A 17017-nucleotide genomic window follows, 5' to 3' on the forward strand; every position below is an offset into this window, starting at 1 on the left:
AAACGTCATACCTAATGAACAGGTGATTTCCTGCGAAAGGTGGTCAAACTTTTCATGCAGAACAAGATGACAAACAGAGGAAAATGGGTATGGATGGCGGCTTTTGCCCTTTCCGTTACCTGCTTCTTTACGGGTGCGGGAGCTGGCCTACAGACAGCTGAGGCCCGTTATACCGATCAGATCAGCAGCAAAACCTTCGTCGATACAGATCGTCATTGGGCGAAAAAAGAGATCGATGAAGCCGTGCGAGCGGGTTGGCTGCAGGGTTTTCCAGATGGCACGTTTCGTCCGGAGCAGCCTGTTTCACAAGAACAGTTCATGGCTTTGCTCGAACGCCTCTTGCCCGCCTACAATGGCCATGAGCCCGATGACTTATCTCGGGAGCTGTATCTGAGCCCTGTACAGGGACGATGGTCAGAAAAAACCTACAAGCATCTGTTTTCGGCAGGAATCATCCCGAATGGCAAGCCGGAGGAGCCCGTTACTCGCGTAGAAGCGGCAAGGCTGTCGCTGGCTGCCCTGGGCAAGCAATCGGAGGGAGAAAAATATCGGGGCACTTCCTCTCGCTTTTTTAATGATGTCTCGCCTGACAAAGAAAATCAGGTTCTCACGATATACCCGATTTACAAGCTGGGAGTCATGACTGGCTACCCGGACGGCACATTTCGTCCGGATGATCGCGTGACCCGTGCGCAGGCTGTCGTCTTGCTGAAAGGGATCAAGGAAGCGGCAGCGGAGCTGTATCCGGGGCAGGTCACTGAAGCGGAGCGCGTGGCGATGACAAAAGCCGTTGATACGTTTGTCACCGGTGTGATGGACAAGGAGAGGATTCGTCGCTATGACGAGCTGGTCGCCTATGTGCAGAAACAGAAGCTGCCAGTGAGTGAGCGATTCCTGCAGGAGCATTTTTCCTTTATGAAATATGAGGTGTATGATTACGCCAGTTTTCCCCGCTTTGATGAACTGATCTACTACGCGAAAATCAGCGACGGGAAATACCGGATGACTGTGCAGTACTATGCGGGGGAACTGGGAGGCAGTATGGACCGGACCTTTTATCTCGCTTCGGAGGATGGAAAGAGCTTCCGTCTGATCGGAAAAGACGAATAATGCAAAACAGCCGTACCCCACTAGCTTCGAGCGGGTACGGTTGTTTTTTTTCGTTTCTCCCAGAGCAGGAGAAGTCCTGCGATGACCAGCGGGTAGAGAGCCGACCAGCCGAGAAAAGGGTAAAGGGCACCCGTGACAATCAGCGAGGTCCACGCGGCAAGCCGACCGTAGCGACTCTCTTTGAGAAGATGAATCCCGGCCAGACAACCGCCAATGTAGGTGGCAAAAAAAGTGGCGTTGGGAAGCTGGATCAGGCGGGCAAGATCGATCCAGCCCAGAGCGAGAACCGTAAGTACGAGGGCGAAGCAAAGCGTCAAAAAGAGCAGTCCGCCGATGGGGGTCCGGTATTTCCGGTGAAGCAGGCCAAACCAGCGCGGTGCAGAGCCTTCCCGTGCAAGGGCGTAAGCAATCCGCGAAGCAGCGCCAATATAGGCATTGACCGTCGCCACACAGATAAACAGGGCGGTCACCCCTACGATCCAGCCGCCGACGGGACCCAGCGAAAGCTGAACCATCACACTGAGCGACGCTTCTGAGCGTCCCAGCCCGTAGCTGTGGGTAGCCACGGTTAACAGCGCGACAGAAAAGTAAAGCAAAGCGACGATGCCAGCACTCCAGAGCACACCACGAACAGCGTTTTTCTCCGGATTGACGAATTCCTCAGACAGATGAGTAACGGCCTCCCAGCCGATAAAGCACCAGAACAGCAAGCCTGCGACCTGGGCCACACTCAACCAGCCATGCGGCACAAATGGAGTAAAGTGGGATACCTGCGCGTGTGGCAGAGCAGCGATCACAGCCAGGACCAGGATGGCTACGATCAGACCGACAACGACGGTCTGAACGCGGCTGGCCACCTGCAGCCCAAACACGTTCATGCTCACGACAGCCAGCAGGATGAGTGCGGCTGCGAGGTAGACCTGAAGCGGTCCCCAATCAAGAAGCACGGCTGCATAGTGGGAGGCGGTGACGGCGACAATCGGGGCACCCATGGGAACCGAAAGCAGAAAAAACCAACCGACCATATTGCCGAAGCGGTCCCCGTATGCCAGGCGCACAAACGTGGAGACGCCTCCCGAACTGGGGTGTTTCGCCGATAACAATCCCATTGTGATGGCCATCGGCAGCACCAGGATCGTCATCAGCAGCCAGGCCAGAATCGAGGCGGGGCCCGCTTTTTCGGCAGCCAAGCCGGGGAGGAGCAGTACACCCGAGCCGATGACGGCCCCAATGTACAGTGTGACAATATGGGGTAGTGACAGTGTCTTCGTAAGGCCGCTGGAGTGTGGAGCGGAGTTTTCCATTGTAAGCCCTCTCTTTTCATCGAAATCTTTGCGGAAACACGTACTCAGTTGCAGTGTAGCATAGACGAAAAGATCGGAGTTATCTATAATAATTGATAGTAACGATCGGAAAAATCGATGAAAAGGGGTGTGTCGGTTGGATACTCGTTATCTGCAAACCTTCCGCGAAGTAGCCAAATGGCAAAGCTTTACCCGTGCTGCCGAGGTATTGGGGTATGCGCAATCCAGTGTCACGACCCAAATACAGAATCTGGAGCAGGAATTTGGCGTCACGCTGTTTGAGCGATGGGGACGTAAAATCAAGCTGACTCATGCCGGGGAAGTTCTTCTCGATTACTGTGGTCAGTTACTGGGTTTACTGGATGAGGCAAAAATGCAGCTAAGCGAGCAGTCAGAGATGGCAGGCACGATCACGATTGGGACGGTAGAATCGCTGGCAGCATTCTATTTGCCGCCTTATCTGCAAACCTTTCGCCGCGAGCAGCCGCAGATGAAAGTTTTGCTTACGCCTGGAATCTGCCACGAGCTTCGCCAGGGAGTGAAGGACGGCACCTACGATTTTGCGGTTGTGCTCGACTGGCTGCAGTCTCACCCCGATTTGGACTGTGTCAACCTAGGAGAAGAAAAGTTGGTCGTCATCGCTACCCCCGAACATCCGCTGACAAAGAAAAAGCTTGTGAAAGCCGAGGATTTTGCCGGAGAGCAGTGGATATTCCCCGAAGCGGGCTGCAGCTATCGCGCGATGATCGAGTCTGTTCTGCGGGACTGCGGCACCGGTATCGAAACGTCGCTGGAATTTGGCAGTTTGGAGGCGATCAAGCAGTGCGTGGCATACGGACTGGGAATAGCCATCGTCCCCATGATCGCCATCACGGAAGAAGTAGAGAAGGGGCTTGTTACGGTACTTCCCTTTTCCCATCCGGATATCCGTGTGTACCGACAGCTCGTGTATCATAAAAAGAAGTGGATGCCGCGCTCGATGCGCTATTTTCTTGAACTGCTTTCCGGCAAAGGCGGTACTGGCGAGAAAGTAAACGCTAAAAACACAGCGGAATAGTTGTTTTTTCTTGCGGAGACTATGGTACGGATAGGAAAATGAAAATTCCTGTGGTAAGATTAAACGTAGCTGTTTTTTAGAAGAAGGAGGTTCATCCGTACATGAACATGGTATCTGAAAGCATTGTAAAAGATATGGCTCTCGCACCAAACGGTCATCTGAAGATCGACTGGGTAAAAGAACATATGCCGGTACTTAACCGCATCCGTGAGCGTTTTGAAAAGGAAAAGCCATTTGCAGGTCTGAAAGTGGCAATCTCTCTTCACCTGGAAGCGAAAACTGCTTATCTGGCGAAAGTCGTGCAAGCAGGCGGCGCCGAGGTAACCATTACTGGGTCCAACCCTCTGTCCACACAAGACGACGTATGCGCTGCCCTGGTGGAAGACGGCATTCGCGTTTTCGCCAAGTACAACCCATCGCCGGAAGAGTATAAAAGCCACATGATCAAAACACTGGAGACCCGTCCCGACCTGATCATTGACGACGGCGGCGATCTGGTGACGATCTTGCACAGTGAGCGCCGTGATCTGCTTTCCCAGGTGCGTGGCGGTGCGGAAGAGACGACTACCGGCATCTTGCGCCTCAAGGCTCTGGAAAAGGAAGGCAAGCTGGAATTCCCGATGGTCGCAGTTAACGACGCGTTCTGCAAATACTTGTTTGACAACCGCTATGGTACGGGTCAATCTGTATGGGACGGTATCAACCGTACAACCAACCTGGTAGTGGCAGGCAAGACGGTCGTGGTCGTCGGTTATGGCTGGTGCGGAAAAGGCGTAGCGATGCGTGCAAAAGGTCTGGGTGCGAAAGTGATCGTAACCGAGATCGACGCCATCAAAGCAGTGGAAGCGTACATGGACGGATTTGAAGTGATGCCGATGAGCGAAGCGGCGAAACACGGTGATTACTTTGTGACCGTGACTGGAAACCGTGACGTAATTCGCAAAGAGCATTTTGAAGTGATGAAAGACGGTGCGATCCTCTCCAATGCCGGCCACTTCGATGTCGAAGTAAACAAGGTAGAGCTGGAAGCGTTGTCGAAATCCAAGCGCACGGTTCGCAAAGATATCGAGGAATTTGTCCTTGCCGATGGTCGAAAAGTGTATCTCCTGGCCGAAGGGCGTCTGGTCAACCTGGCAGCGGGGGACGGTCACCCGGCAGAAATTATGGACATGACATTTGCTCTGCAAGCCGTTTCTCTGGAGCATGTAAACAAACAGTACGAATCCATCGGCAAGCGCGTGCTGAACGTACCGTACGAGCTGGATGCGATGGTCGCCCAATACAAACTGGAAGCACTGGGAATCAGAATCGACAAGCTGACCGACGAACAAAAAGCATATCTGGATAGCTGGGTCGAATAATATCGCGAAACGCGTCCTTTCCCGGTAAAAAAATCAACGAAAAATCCTGCTTACAAAAGCAGGATTTTTTCTTTATAATAGCTAATAGGTGTCCAAGTGGGGAAAAGTGGGGGAAAGTGGAGGCCTTTTGGAGGAAAGTGGGTGAATCGGCCGTGTTTATGGGTGAATACCAGCATAGCATCGATGATAAAGGCCGGTTGACGATCCCTGCCAAATTCCGTGATGGCCTTGGCACATCCTTCGTTGTTACCCGCGGACTTGACCAATGTCTGTTCGTCTACCCGATGGAAGAGTGGAAAGCTTTGGAGGAGCGGCTGAAGATGCTGCCGTTTACCAAAGCCGATGCACGCGCGTTTACGCGATTTTTCTTTTCGGGTGCATCAGAATGTGAGTGGGACAAGCAGGGAAGGGTAAATATACCGTCTACTCTGCGTGATTACGCCACGCTTCAAAAAGAGTGCGTTGTCATTGGGGTTTCCAATCGCGTGGAGATTTGGAGCAAAGATCGATGGGAGAATTATTTCGCTGAGTCGGAAGGCTCCTTCGGAGAGATCGCAGAGAAGCTTGTGGATTTTGATTTGTAGATCAACTGTGAGAATGCAACAAGAAAAAACGGTGTCGCGGGGCTGGACCCCGATCGCCACCGATGGAACTGGGAGTGACGGCTTTGTCATTTCATCATGTAACGGTTTTGCGCGAAGAAGCCGTTGACGGACTCAATATCCGGACAGATGGCATTTATATGGATTGTACGCTGGGTGGAGCTGGTCATAGCAGTCTGATCGCTTCGCGTCTGGCTCCGGGCGGACGTCTGATCGCTGTCGATCAGGACGATTGGGCGCTGGAAAATGCTAAAGAGCGGCTATTGCCCTACATAGATCGAGTCACGCTGGTTAAGAGCAATTTTCGCCACCTCAAGCAAATCATCGACGACCTGGGGCTAGATGGCGTCGATGGTGTACTGTTTGATCTGGGAGTCTCCTCCCCCCAATTGGACGAAGGGGAGCGAGGCTTCAGCTACAATGCTGATGCTCCGCTGGACATGAGAATGGACCAGCAGGCAGCGTTGACTGCCTATGAAATCATCAATGAATGGGACGAGCAGGAGCTTGCCCGCATCATCTGGGAATACGGCGAGGAAAAGTTTTCCCGGCGAATTGCCCGGCAAATTGTCCAGAGCAGACAACGCGCTCCGGTCGAGACGACAGGCGAGCTGGTCGAACTGATCAAGGAAGCGATTCCGGCTGCCGCCCGCAGAACGGGTCCGCATCCTGCCAAACGGACATTTCAGGCCATTCGGATTGCCGTAAATGACGAACTGGATGCCTTTCGGGATGCCGTGATCGATGCGATCAACATCCTGCGTCCAAATGGAAGAGTAAGCGTGATCACCTTTCACTCGCTGGAGGACCGGATTTGCAAGCAGGTTTATCAGGAGTATGCCAAAGGCTGCACCTGTCCGCCTTCGTTTCCGCTCTGCACCTGCGGGAATGAGGCCACTGTCAAGATCATTACCAGAAAGCCAATTTTACCATCGGAGCAAGAGTTAGAAGCAAACCCGCGCGCCCGTTCGGCGAAATTGCGGGTAGCGGAAAAATTGTAACGCTCGCAGCCAGAGCATAGGGAGGGAGACCGAGATGAGCTATTACTACCGGGGAAATCTCGCGGTAGAGCTGGAGGAATCACCACGTTCCAGCACCAAGAAAAAAACGAAGCGGACGATTCGGATCAAGCCGTCTATTCCGACTGGGGAAAAATTGATGTATCTCTTTTTCGTTACCCTGGTTGTCGTAGGTGTGAGCCTGGTTGGTATTCGATATTCCGAAATCTCGCAGCACAACTATGAGATTCAACGACTGAAGAAAGAGATCAAGCTTACAAAGGAAGCCAATGCCAGCCTCCAACTGCAGATTGAACAGTTGGGCAACCGTGACCGTATCATCATGGAAGCTGAAAGAATGGGAATGGTGTACAATCCAAAGGCAGCTCATATGGTCGGCCAAACCAGCGAGGCTGCCGCTACAAATAAAAAGACAACAACGGCATCGTCTACTTCAGGGGAAGAGCCGACGAAAGAGCCTGCCAATAACTGATTGAATATAGCTGCCTACTCGAATGTTACTTGCGCAAGTAAGTAACATTTTTTACGTAAAAGAAGCTCATTTGCTACTTTAGTCCTATCTGCAGTGAAGTACAGGGAACGAGATGACCCGGAGTTGAGGTGAAACTATGGAAGTAAAACGGAGAATCAATTTACGCATCATTTTATTGGCGCTAACCGCCATTCTGCTGTTCGTAACCTTGACAGTCCGCATGTGGTGGCTCCAGACGGTGGATGCGGCCAATATTATCAGCCATGCGACATGGGACTGGGAGAAAACATTGAAGCCAAAAAGGGGAGCGATTTTGGACCGGAATGGCGAGATTCTTGCCTATGAAGGCCGTGCCTATGATCTGAGCGCCCGCCTGAAGCCGCGGGATGAGAAAGATAAGGACGTGGTGAAGGACCCGTATTACACCGCGCAGGTACTGGCGCCCATCCTGAATGCCCCCATGGACGAACTGCTGAAGAAGCTGACCAATCCGAACTCAAAAGTCGTAGAGTTGGGGCGGTATGGCAAGAAGATCAGTGAGCAGCAAAAGTCAAATATCGAGTATTATCAGTATCCTATGCTACCTAATGGAGAAAAGGTCAAAACCAACCAACTGCCTGGCATTATCGTGACGGAGACGACACGCCGCTACTATCCAAACAACAGCTTTGCAGCCCATGTGCTCGGCTATATGGACTTCGATGATGAACCGAAGATGGGGCTGGAGCTGCAATTTGACAAAGAACTGCGCGGTGAAAAAGGCGAAATGCAGATTCGTACGGACGGCGCCGGCTATCAACTGCCCGATGGCGAGCGCAAATACAAGCCTGCTAAAGACGGTATGAACGTTTATCTGACAATCGACCGCACAATTCAGGATTATGTCGAGCAGGCTTTGGACAAGGCCGAGGCCGAGTACAAACCGAAGTCGATGACTGTTGTGGTGACTGATCCGCAAACAGGCGAGGTTCTGGCCATGGGGAACCGGCCCCAATTTGATCCCAATACCTATTACAAGGGGATTACCAATTTTACGAATCACGCGATTACTTCTATGTTTGAGCCAGGGTCAACATTTAAGATCATTACGCTGGCTGCCGCGATTGAAGAAGGGAAATTCAACCCGAATGAAATCTATCAATCCGGGATGTTTAAAGAGTTCAAGCAGCCGATCCGTGACCACAACAACGGTGTAGGGTGGGGACCGATTTCTTTTCTGGAAGGGGTACAGCGATCCAGTAACGTCGTTTTCGTCATCATGGGTTACAAGTATTTGGGACCCGAGATGTTGAAGAATTATTTCGAGAAATTTGGCATTGGCTCCAAGACGGGAATCGAACTGCCTTATGAAAAGGAAGGAATCTTGAACAACCTGTTGAAACCGAACTCCCCGCGGGATATTGCAGTTACCACATTTGGACAAGGGGTAGCGGTTACCGCGATCCAGCAGGTCGCAGCCGTGGGAGCAGTTGCCAACGGGGGAGAGCTGCTGAAGCCTCATATTGTCAAAGAAATTCGAGATCCACTATCCGGAGCGGTCGTAAGGAGAACACAGCGGGAAGTGGTTCACCGGGTCGTAAGTGAAGCGACTGCTAAAAAAACACGCGATATTTTGGAAACCGTGATCACAGGGGAAAAAGGTACAGGGAAATCCTATCGATTGGACAGCTATCAGGTGGCGGGGAAGACAGGGACGGCCCAGAAATACGATGACAAAGGAAGAATCATGGAGGGCCAGCATTACATCGTCTCTTTTATCGGGTTTGCTCCTAAGGATAATCCCCGGCTGTTGGTCTATGTCGTGGTGGATGATCCGACCACAACGGAAGATTATCGCACTTGGGGCGGGAAATTTGTTGCACCCATATTTAAATCTGTTATGGAGAGAAGTCTCCAGTATCTCCAACAAAAGCCGGATATGACAGCAGCGGAGAAACAAGCAGAAACCGTAAACTCTGAGGCGATTGCCCGTTCCGAACAGATTCGGGAAGTAAGCATGCCCAAGCTGGTTGGCATGTCTACTACAGCAGCAAAGCTGAGAGCTGAGCAAGACCAATTGACGGTGGCAATCATGGGAACAGGGACAAAAATCGCCAGCCAATATCCGTCCCCTTATGAAAAGGTAGTCCCCGGTACGAGCGTCACGCTGGTAACCGACCGTTTGGAAGGTACGAAAATGCCTGATTTGACAGGGAAATCATTGCGAGAAGCGCTTGAATTTGGCTCTCTGATGCAGCTGCAGCTCACCACGTATGGAGTAGGATTTGTCACGCAGCAGAATATTCCGCCGGGAACTGAGCTAAAGGGCGGAGAACAGTTGCAAATTACGCTGCAACCAACTTCGGGTACCATCATCTCCTCACCGGATGGAAATCAGGGTGGAGCAGAGGGGGTGCCAGTGGAGGAGGGCGATGGGGAAAATACAGGTCCGAATGGAGGATCTGGAGGAACTGGAGGGAATGGTACGGCAGGAACCAACCCGCCAGGTACTGCGGGTACACCTCCCGCCGGTTCAGGAGCTGCACAAGGCCAGACCTCGGCAAATGGTACCGGAGCTGTTCCCGCTGTGCAGAACGGAACCATGCCAGGGCAAACGGGCATCCAGCCGCAAGGGATGATGCCTGTCTATCCTCCGGGTACGGCACCTCCGGGAATGACGGGAGGAACGCAGATCATCCCGAATCCAGGGTACCCCGGCTATCCGGGGAATGTGCCCTATCCAGGCTATCAGCAGGTCGCCCCAACAGGAGTAAACCAGGTCCCAGGTGTTGGACAGATGTTGCCGGCTGGGCAAGGCAGCATCCCCTATCCTTATCCGCCCGCAAATATACCGGTAACCAACACACCGACAAATGGACCTGCAACTGATACACCTGCCAACAATTAGGTGAAGAATCTGGCTGCAACCAGTCAAGCAAGGGCTTTTGCCGCACAGCGAACAAGTTCTAACATGTCCCCCCGCCGAATAGGGTAGGAAAGAGACAACCTGTGTTATAAGGGGGAACTCGTTGTGCGGGTATCCAATGTAACTGTCAGACGCCGTATTTTCGTCGCATTGGTAATGGGAATTGTGCTGTATACCAGTCTGATCACGCGGCTTGGCTACGTGCAACTGGTCGCGGGACCTGAACTGCAGGATAAGGCGCACAAGCTGTGGAATCGAAACATCAACTTTGAGCCAAAGAGAGGACGTATTCTCGACCGCAACGGAAAAGAACTGGTCAGCAATATCAGTGTACCGTCAGTGATGGCGATCCCTGTGCAGGTGAAAGAGCCGCAGGAGACAGCAAAGAAACTGGCCGTCGTGCTCGGGCAGAAAGAAGAAGTTGTCTATAAGTCGATTACCAAGCGGGAAAAAATTGAGCGCGTCCCCGGCGGGAGAAAGATATCTCCCGAGAAAGCTCGACAAATCCAGGAATTGAACCTGCCGGGCATACTGGTGGTGGAAGATTCCCAACGGTTTTATCCAAACGGGACGATGGCTGCCCATCTCTTCGGGTTCACCGGGATTGACAACCAGGGACTGACCGGTTTGGAACGCATCTACGATCAGTTTCTAAAAGGAACGCCCGGCCATATCTCCTATCTCTCCGATGCCCGCGGAAAGGCGATGCAGGGAGGAACGGAAGAGTACGTGCCGCCAGCAGATGGCATGGATATGTATCTGACCATCGACAGCAACATCCAGTCGTTTATTGAAAGAGAGCTGGATCAGGCGATGATCGCCTATCAGCCTGATGATGTGCTGGCGATTGCGATGAATCCCAAAACAGGGGAGATTCTCGGCATGGGAAGTCGCCCTACCTATGATCCAGGCCGATACCAGGATTACCCCAGTGAAATTTACAACCGCAACCTGCCTATCTGGAAAACCTATGAGCCAGGTTCCACTTTCAAAATCGTGACCTTGGCGGCAGCGCTGAATGAAGGAGAGGTCAAGCTGGAGGAAAGCTTTTTCGATCCTGGCTACATCATGGTAGCCGGAAAGCGTTTGCGCTGCTGGAAGCGGCAAGGCCACGGTCAGGAGACGATGCTGGAGGTTGTGGAAAACTCCTGCAACCCGGGATTCGTCACGATGGGACAGCGTCTGCAGAAAGAACGTCTGTTTGAATATATCAAGAAGTTCGGCTTTGGGAAAAAGACCGGGATTGACCTGCTCGGGGAAGCAAACGGACTGCTGTTTAGCTTAAACCGAGTGGGGCCTGTCGAATTGGGCACAACCTCCTTTGGACAGGGGGTCTCTGTTACCCCCATCCAGCAGATGGCCGCCGTTTCCGCTGCCATTAACGGCGGGAAGCTGATGAAGCCTTACGTGGCCAAGGAGTGGCGAGACAGCGTTACACATGATATTGTCGGAAGGACGTTGCCTTCGGAGGTACGGCAAGTTATCTCACCGGAGACGTCAGAAAAAGTGCGCTATGCTCTGGAGAGTGTCGTCGCCAGAGGGACCGGTGGAAATGCCTATATCGAGGGCTATCGGGTAGGCGGCAAGACAGGGACCGCCCAAAAGGTAAGGGACGGACGCTACGTCAATGGAGAGTACATCGTTTCCTTTATCGGCTTCGCCCCGGCAGATGATCCGCAGATCGTCGTCTACTTTGCCGTAGACAATCCGCAAGCGCTTGCTTTTGGGGGATTGATCGCTGCGCCAAGTGTAAAAAATATCCTGGAGACCTCCTTGCAGTACCTGGGAGTCCCCAAGCGCAAGGACGGCATTGAACGGGAAATCAACATCGCGCGCGGAGACAAGCGCTATATCGAGGTGCCGCAGATGGTTGGATTATCCATGCGGGAAATTGTGACGGCCTATGACACACTGCCGCTCGTCGTGGAGGGGAAGGGCTCACTCGTCCTTCAGCAGTCCCCGGCAGCAGGTGAAAAAATCGAGGAAGGCTCAAAAATTCGCATCTACCTTGGTGACAAATCAACCGATTAACTATAAAATGAGATTTCGGAGCGGAGCGAAGTGAGGCTTGTACACAGGCACTCGCTCTTTCGCTCTGTAGAATTCCCACTGCTTTTGTCTATACTAAGGAAAGAATGGGGTGCCAGTTTATGCTACTTCGGGATCTGCTTGCTCCTTTGTTGCCGGTCAGCGTGATAGGGGAGGACAGCATAGAAATCACGAGTTTGACAGCAGATTCACGCAAAGTAAAACCGGGATGCTTGTTTGTATGCTTGACAGGCTTTACCGTGGACGGTCACCAGTATGCAGCCCAGGCTGTAGAAAATGGGGCCGTTGCCATATTGGCAGAAAAGGATGTAGACGTGCCGGCCACCGTTGTTCGGGTTCCTGATACCCGCCGAGCAATGGCGATGCTGGCTGACCGTTTTTACGGGTCACCCACACGGCAGTTGAAAGTAATCGGGGTTACAGGCACGAATGGAAAAACCACAACTACTCATCTGATCGACAAGATTTTGCGCGACCAGAAAAAGAAGACCGGCCTTATTGGCACGATTCATATGCGCATTGGTGAGGTTACAGAGGAAATTAAGAATACCACGCCGGATGCCCTGGAACTGCAGGAGAGTTTTCGACGCATGTGTGACATCGGCACGGAGTATGCGACCATCGAGGTATCTTCCCATGCGTTGGAATTGGGGCGTGTCCGCGGGTGTGACATACATACAGCCGTCTTCACCAACCTGACGCAGGACCATCTGGATTATCACAAGACCATGGAAAATTATCGGCATGCCAAGTCGCTGCTGTTTGCCCAGCTCGGGAACAGCTATGACCCGCAGCGATTAAAAACGGCTGTACTCAATGCGGACGACGAGGCATCCCGTTTTTTTGCCACCGTGACCCCGGCGCGGGTCATCACGTACGGAATTGATCAAGCAGCCGATATTCGGGCGGATGAAATCGAGATCAGCACACAGGGAACGACTTTTGTCGCCCACACGTTTGCCGGCTCAATCCGTCTTTCGCTTAAATTGATGGGCAAATTCAACGTCTATAATGCTTTGGCTGCGATCGCAGTCGGATTGGCTGAGGGTATTCCGCTGGCTGAAATCAAGGCCAGTCTGGAACAAGTTCCTGGCGTAAACGGCCGATTTGAATCCGTCCAGGCAGGGCAGCCTTTTGCCGTCCTGGTCGATTATTCGCATACCCCGGACAGCCTGGAAAATGCCCTTGTGACCGTGAAGGAATTTGCCAAAGGAAAGATATTCTGCATCGTAGGTTGTGGCGGTGACCGGGATAAAACAAAGCGCCCAATTATGGCGAGAATTGCAACAAAATACGCGGACCTCGCAGTCTTAACCTCCGATAACCCCCGTTCGGAGGACCCCGAGGCGATTCTGGCTGACATGCTTGCGGGTTTGGGAGAGGTAGCGCCGGAGCGTTATACGGCAATGGTTGATCGCAGAGAAGCCATCTCTCATGCCGTCTCGCTAGCAAGTGAAGGCGATGTCATTCTTATCGCCGGTAAAGGGCATGAGACTTACCAGATCATCAAAGGGGAAGTTCTCCCGTTTGATGACAGGGAAGTAGCAAAAGAAGCCATCGCCAGGTGGAAAAGCGAATAGTGGCACCCATTATTGAATAGCATCAGAGAAAGGAGGGTCGGGCATGTTCGCTGACAACGTACTCCTCGTCACGATCGTAGCCGCGTTTCTCATCGCAGTTCTCATCGGTCCCTTGTTCATTCCCGTTCTTCGCCGCCTGAAATTCGGTCAGGCGATCCGGGAAGAAGGACCGCAATCCCATCATAAAAAAGCAGGGACACCCACCATGGGGGGTACCATCATTTTGTTGGCACTCATCTTTACCGTGCTGAAATTTGCGAATGCCACCATCGAGGTTTTCTTTCTGATGCTGGTCACAATCGGGTACGGTTTGATCGGTTTTCTGGATGACTACATCAAGATTATCAAAAAGCGAAATCTGGGACTGACTGCCAAACAAAAATTTGCCGGCCAAATCCTTTTAGCTATCGGTGCCTATTATTTGCTGCACCTGATGGGGCATGATACGTCACTCCATCTTCCGGGGACCCCATGGAATATTGAGTTGGGCATTCTTTACTTCCCGTTTCTGCTGTTTCTTCTGGTCGGTACGACCAATGCCGTCAACATCACGGATGGATTGGACGGTCTTTTGGCAGGGACGGGGGCGATTGCGTTCGGGGCATATGCGATTATCGCCTGGTTTAGTCAGAGCTATGATACGGCTATTTTCAGTGCGGCAGTCGTAGGGGCTGTACTCGGATTTTTAGTCTTCAACGCTCATCCAGCGCGCGTATTTATGGGCGATACTGGCTCGCTCGCGCTCGGTGGAGCGCTGGCCGGAATCGCGATTATGACGAAAACAGAGTTGCTTTTGGCTATCATTGGCGGCGTATTCGTCGTCGAAACCCTGTCCGTTATTTTGCAGGTAGTTTCCTTCAAGACGAGGGGAAAACGAATCTTTCGCATGAGTCCGCTGCATCATCATTTTGAGTTGACGGGCTGGTCAGAGTGGCGGGTAGTCGTTACCTTTTGGCTGGTCGGTATGATCTGTGCTGGACTAGGCGTATATCTTGAGGTGGTGACTCTGCGATGAGCCTCTATCAGAATCAGCAGGTCGTCGTATTAGGCATGGCAAAAAGCGGTGTAGCAGTGGCCCAACTGCTGCACCGCTTTGGTGCGCATGTCGTGGTAAATGATCAAAAACCGCGAGAGCAAGCAGTAGGAGTCGAGGAACTGGAGAAGCTGGGTATTCAGGTCATTTGCGGGGGGCACCCGGATGATTTGATTCACCCAGGAGTAGCCCTTGTGGTGAAAAATCCCGGCATTCCCTATGAGGCTGCTCCTGTAGCCAAAGCGATTGAGCTTGGGATACCGGTCGTAACCGAGGTAGAGTTGGCCTATCAAATCGCCAAAGCGCCTATTATCGGCATTACCGGCTCCAATGGGAAAACGACCACCACGACGCTGGTCGGCTTAATTTTGCAAAAAGCGGGCATAGACGCATTGACGGGAGGAAATATCGGAACCGTTTTGTGCGGACTGGCTTCTCAGGCGCGTCCCGACCAATGGCTGGTGGCTGAGTTGAGCAGCTTTCAGCTGATGGGAACCGTTACGTTCAAACCGAAAATCGGGGTGTTGATGAACATATATCAAGCACATCTTGACTATCATCATACGATGGACGAGTATCGGGCAGCAAAATGGAAGCTTTTTGCCAATCAGACAGCCGATGATATCGCGATTCTTCCATACGATCAACCAGAGGCGTGGCCGGAAGCAGAAAAGCTGCAGGCGACCGTGTATTCCTTCAGCAAACACCATCCCGTTCCGCGTGGTACCTATGTAGAAAATGGTGTCATTGTCTATGTAGGAGCTTCGGGGGAGCGCGAAGAGATTCTTCCTGTAGAAAAGCTGTCTGTGGCCCACTTGGATAACGCGCTGGCGGCTGCACTGGTCGCCAAGCTGGCGGGGGCAGACACTGCCGCGATAGCGAGCGTATTGTCCAGCTTTGCCGGAGTGGAGCATCGAATGGAATTCGTCGCGACAGTGAAAGGTGCGAAGTATTACAATGATTCCAAGGCAACCAATTCAGAGGCTGCGTCAAGAGCTTTGCAGGCGCTTGCAGAACCGGTTGTCTGGATTTGCGGCGGTTTGGATCGAGGCGTTTCTTTTGAGGAGCTCATCCCGGTCATCGAGCCGCGTGTAAAAGCTGTGGTTGCCTTTGGAGAGACGGCCCCTATTTTGCTGGCAAGAGCCAAAGAAGCAGGAATCAAGACGCTGATCCATGTCGATACTGTGGAAAAAGCCGTTCTTGCCGCTTACGAGGCTGCATCGCCGGGGGATGCTGTATTGCTCAGCCCGGCATGTGCGAGTTGGGATATGTTTCCGTCATTTGAGGTGCGGGGAAGCATGTTTAAGGACGCTGTGCATAGACTTAAAACAAGCCTAGCATAACGCCTTGTCCCTGTGCTTCTCTCTTCCGTTTGACGACCTCCCGGGACGGCGTGAGAAAGGATGACTTTGCACGATGAGCAAGGTACGCTCTGCCCCCGACTTCTTGATCATTTTTGCAACACTTTTTTTATTAGGAATTGGCATCGTGATGGTCTACAGCGCCAGTGCTATCGTTGCGCAGAGGGCTCCCTTCAACGATCCGTATTTCTTCGCGAAACGGCAGTTGATTTTTGCGATTTTGGGTATTACGTCCATGTATTTGATGATGAATATTGATTACTGGGTATGGAAGCAGTGGTCCAAGCTCGGCTTTCTGATCAGTATCGGGCTGCTCATCATCGTTCTCGTGATCGGGATTGAGGTAAATGGCTCGAAAAGCTGGCTCGGATTCGGGGCGTTCGGCATCCAGCCGGGGGAATTTGCGAAGCTGGGCGTCGTGGCTTTTCTGGCTCGCTGGCTTTCCGATAATCAAAAAGAGATCGTCTTGTTTCGCAAGGGCTTGGTCCCTGCACTGGGGATACCCGTCCTGTGCTTTGGTCTGATCATGCTGCAGCCAGATCTGGGAACAGGCACGGTCTTGATGGGAACAGCGGTCGTCATGATCTTTGCAGCAGGTGCCAGAATCAGCCATTTCGTCGGACTCGGCATGATTGGTCTCGCCGGATTTGTCGGACTCGTTTTGTCCGCTCCATACAGGATCAAGCGAATCACCTCTTTCCTCGATCCTTGGCAGGACCCGCAAGGTACTGGTTATCAGATCATCCAGTCGCTTTACGCTATTGGACCGGGCGGATTGTTTGGCCTTGGCCTTGGTCAGAGCCGGCAAAAGCACTATTATTTGCCAGAGCCCTATAATGATTTTATCTTTTCGGTGATTGCCGAAGAGTTGGGATTTGTCGGGGGAACGCTGGTGCTGCTGTTATTTCTCCTGCTCCTTTGGAGGGGGATGCGCACAGCGATTACGGCGCCGGATTTGTACGGAAGTCTGTTAGCGCTTGGGATTATCGGCATGATTGCCATCCAGGTTGTCATCAACGTAGGGGTGGTAACCGGCATGTTCCCTGTCACAGGCATTACACTCCCCTTCCTCAGCTACGGCGGTTCATCATTGACCCTGATGCTGACTGGGGTAGGGGTATTGTTGAATATCTCCCGTTTTTCCAGATAGAGAGGGAAAAAGGA

13 protein-coding genes are annotated in these 17017 nt (G+C 52.3%); 12 read left to right on the plus strand and 1 reads right to left on the minus strand.

Annotated elements, in window-relative coordinates; genetic code table 11:
• Positions 1 to 54 precede the first annotated feature (54 nt).
• A complete protein-coding gene (locus NDK47_RS09840; protein WP_251874647.1) occupies positions 55 to 1110 on the plus strand; it encodes an S-layer homology domain-containing protein in 1056 nt (351 codons plus the stop codon).
• 20 nt (positions 1111 to 1130) lie between these two features.
• On the opposite strand, the gene NDK47_RS09845 is transcribed toward NDK47_RS09840, so the two are convergent.
• Complete coding sequence (locus NDK47_RS09845) at positions 1131 to 2414, minus strand: APC family permease (protein ID WP_251874648.1); 1284 nt, start codon at positions 2412 to 2414, stop codon at positions 1131 to 1133.
• 136 nt (positions 2415 to 2550) lie between these two features.
• Here NDK47_RS09845 and NDK47_RS09850 point away from each other — a divergent pair, with 136 nt between their 5' ends.
• From NDK47_RS09850 to spoVE, 11 genes are all read left to right on the plus strand, one after another.
• The gene (locus NDK47_RS09850; protein WP_251874649.1) at positions 2551 to 3471 is read left to right on the plus strand and encodes a LysR family transcriptional regulator; all 921 of its coding nucleotides are present in this window, start codon (positions 2551 to 2553) and stop codon (positions 3469 to 3471) included.
• Positions 3472 to 3572: 101 nt separating this feature from the next.
• Positions 3573 to 4832, plus strand: coding sequence for an adenosylhomocysteinase (locus NDK47_RS09855; RefSeq protein WP_251874650.1), 1260 nt, complete (start codon positions 3573 to 3575; stop codon positions 4830 to 4832).
• Between the two features lie 152 nt (positions 4833 to 4984).
• A complete protein-coding gene (mraZ, locus tag NDK47_RS09860) occupies positions 4985 to 5416 on the plus strand; it encodes a division/cell wall cluster transcriptional repressor MraZ (RefSeq protein ID WP_251874651.1) in 432 nt (143 codons plus the stop codon).
• Between the two features lie 74 nt (positions 5417 to 5490).
• Positions 5491 to 6435, plus strand: a complete 945-nt coding sequence (rsmH, locus tag NDK47_RS09865; protein ID WP_251876090.1) for a 16S rRNA (cytosine(1402)-N(4))-methyltransferase RsmH — start codon at positions 5491 to 5493, stop codon at positions 6433 to 6435.
• A 34-nt stretch (positions 6436 to 6469) separates the two neighbouring features.
• Positions 6470 to 6925, plus strand: a complete 456-nt coding sequence (ftsL, locus tag NDK47_RS09870) for a cell division protein FtsL (RefSeq protein ID WP_251874652.1) — start codon at positions 6470 to 6472, stop codon at positions 6923 to 6925.
• 136 nt (positions 6926 to 7061) lie between these two features.
• Positions 7062 to 9812 (plus strand): penicillin-binding transpeptidase domain-containing protein, encoded by a 2751-nt coding sequence (locus NDK47_RS09875; protein ID WP_251874653.1) that lies wholly within the window; start codon positions 7062 to 7064, stop codon positions 9810 to 9812.
• A 123-nt stretch (positions 9813 to 9935) separates the two neighbouring features.
• Positions 9936 to 11861 (plus strand): stage V sporulation protein D, encoded by a 1926-nt coding sequence (locus tag NDK47_RS09880; RefSeq protein ID WP_251874654.1) that lies wholly within the window; start codon positions 9936 to 9938, stop codon positions 11859 to 11861.
• 119 nt (positions 11862 to 11980) lie between these two features.
• Positions 11981 to 13459 carry a UDP-N-acetylmuramoyl-L-alanyl-D-glutamate--2,6-diaminopimelate ligase gene (locus tag NDK47_RS09885; protein WP_251874655.1) on the plus strand — a complete coding sequence of 493 codons (1479 nt, stop codon included), beginning with the start codon at positions 11981 to 11983 and terminating at the stop codon, positions 13457 to 13459.
• 43 nt (positions 13460 to 13502) lie between these two features.
• Positions 13503 to 14474: a phospho-N-acetylmuramoyl-pentapeptide-transferase gene (mraY, locus tag NDK47_RS09890; protein WP_251874656.1), complete on the plus strand. Its 972-nt coding sequence runs from the start codon at positions 13503 to 13505 to the stop codon at positions 14472 to 14474.
• Positions 14471 to 15835: a UDP-N-acetylmuramoyl-L-alanine--D-glutamate ligase gene (murD, locus tag NDK47_RS09895; RefSeq protein ID WP_251874657.1), complete on the plus strand. Its 1365-nt coding sequence runs from the start codon at positions 14471 to 14473 to the stop codon at positions 15833 to 15835. The genes mraY and murD overlap by 4 nt, the downstream gene beginning before the upstream one ends.
• A 73-nt stretch (positions 15836 to 15908) precedes the next feature.
• Positions 15909 to 17003 carry a stage V sporulation protein E gene (spoVE, locus tag NDK47_RS09900; RefSeq protein ID WP_251874658.1) on the plus strand — a complete coding sequence of 365 codons (1095 nt, stop codon included), beginning with the start codon at positions 15909 to 15911 and terminating at the stop codon, positions 17001 to 17003.
• Positions 17004 to 17017: the final 14 nt, after the last annotated feature.

Source organism: Brevibacillus ruminantium (assembly GCF_023746555.1).
In the GTDB taxonomy this organism is placed as follows: domain Bacteria; phylum Bacillota; class Bacilli; order Brevibacillales; family Brevibacillaceae; genus Brevibacillus; species Brevibacillus ruminantium.

Excerpts from the sequence above, each read along its gene's own strand:
- spoVE (WP_251874658.1), top strand. The coding sequence starts at position 15,909 with ATGAGCAAGGTACGCTCTGCCCCCGACTTCTTGATCATTTTTGCAACA.
- NDK47_RS09875 (WP_251874653.1), top strand. The coding sequence starts at position 7,062 with ATGGAAGTAAAACGGAGAATCAATTTACGCATCATTTTATTGGCGCTA.
- NDK47_RS09885 (WP_251874655.1), top strand. The coding sequence starts at position 11,981 with ATGCTACTTCGGGATCTGCTTGCTCCTTTGTTGCCGGTCAGCGTGATA.
- murD (WP_251874657.1), top strand. The coding sequence starts at position 14,471 with ATGAGCCTCTATCAGAATCAGCAGGTCGTCGTATTAGGCATGGCAAAA.
- NDK47_RS09855 (WP_251874650.1), top strand. The coding sequence starts at position 3,573 with ATGAACATGGTATCTGAAAGCATTGTAAAAGATATGGCTCTCGCACCA.
- ftsL (WP_251874652.1), top strand. The coding sequence starts at position 6,470 with ATGAGCTATTACTACCGGGGAAATCTCGCGGTAGAGCTGGAGGAATCA.
- NDK47_RS09845 (WP_251874648.1), bottom strand. The coding sequence starts at position 2,414 with ATGGAAAACTCCGCTCCACACTCCAGCGGCCTTACGAAGACACTGTCA.
- mraY (WP_251874656.1), top strand. The coding sequence starts at position 13,503 with ATGTTCGCTGACAACGTACTCCTCGTCACGATCGTAGCCGCGTTTCTC.
- NDK47_RS09840 (WP_251874647.1), top strand. The coding sequence starts at position 55 with ATGCAGAACAAGATGACAAACAGAGGAAAATGGGTATGGATGGCGGCT.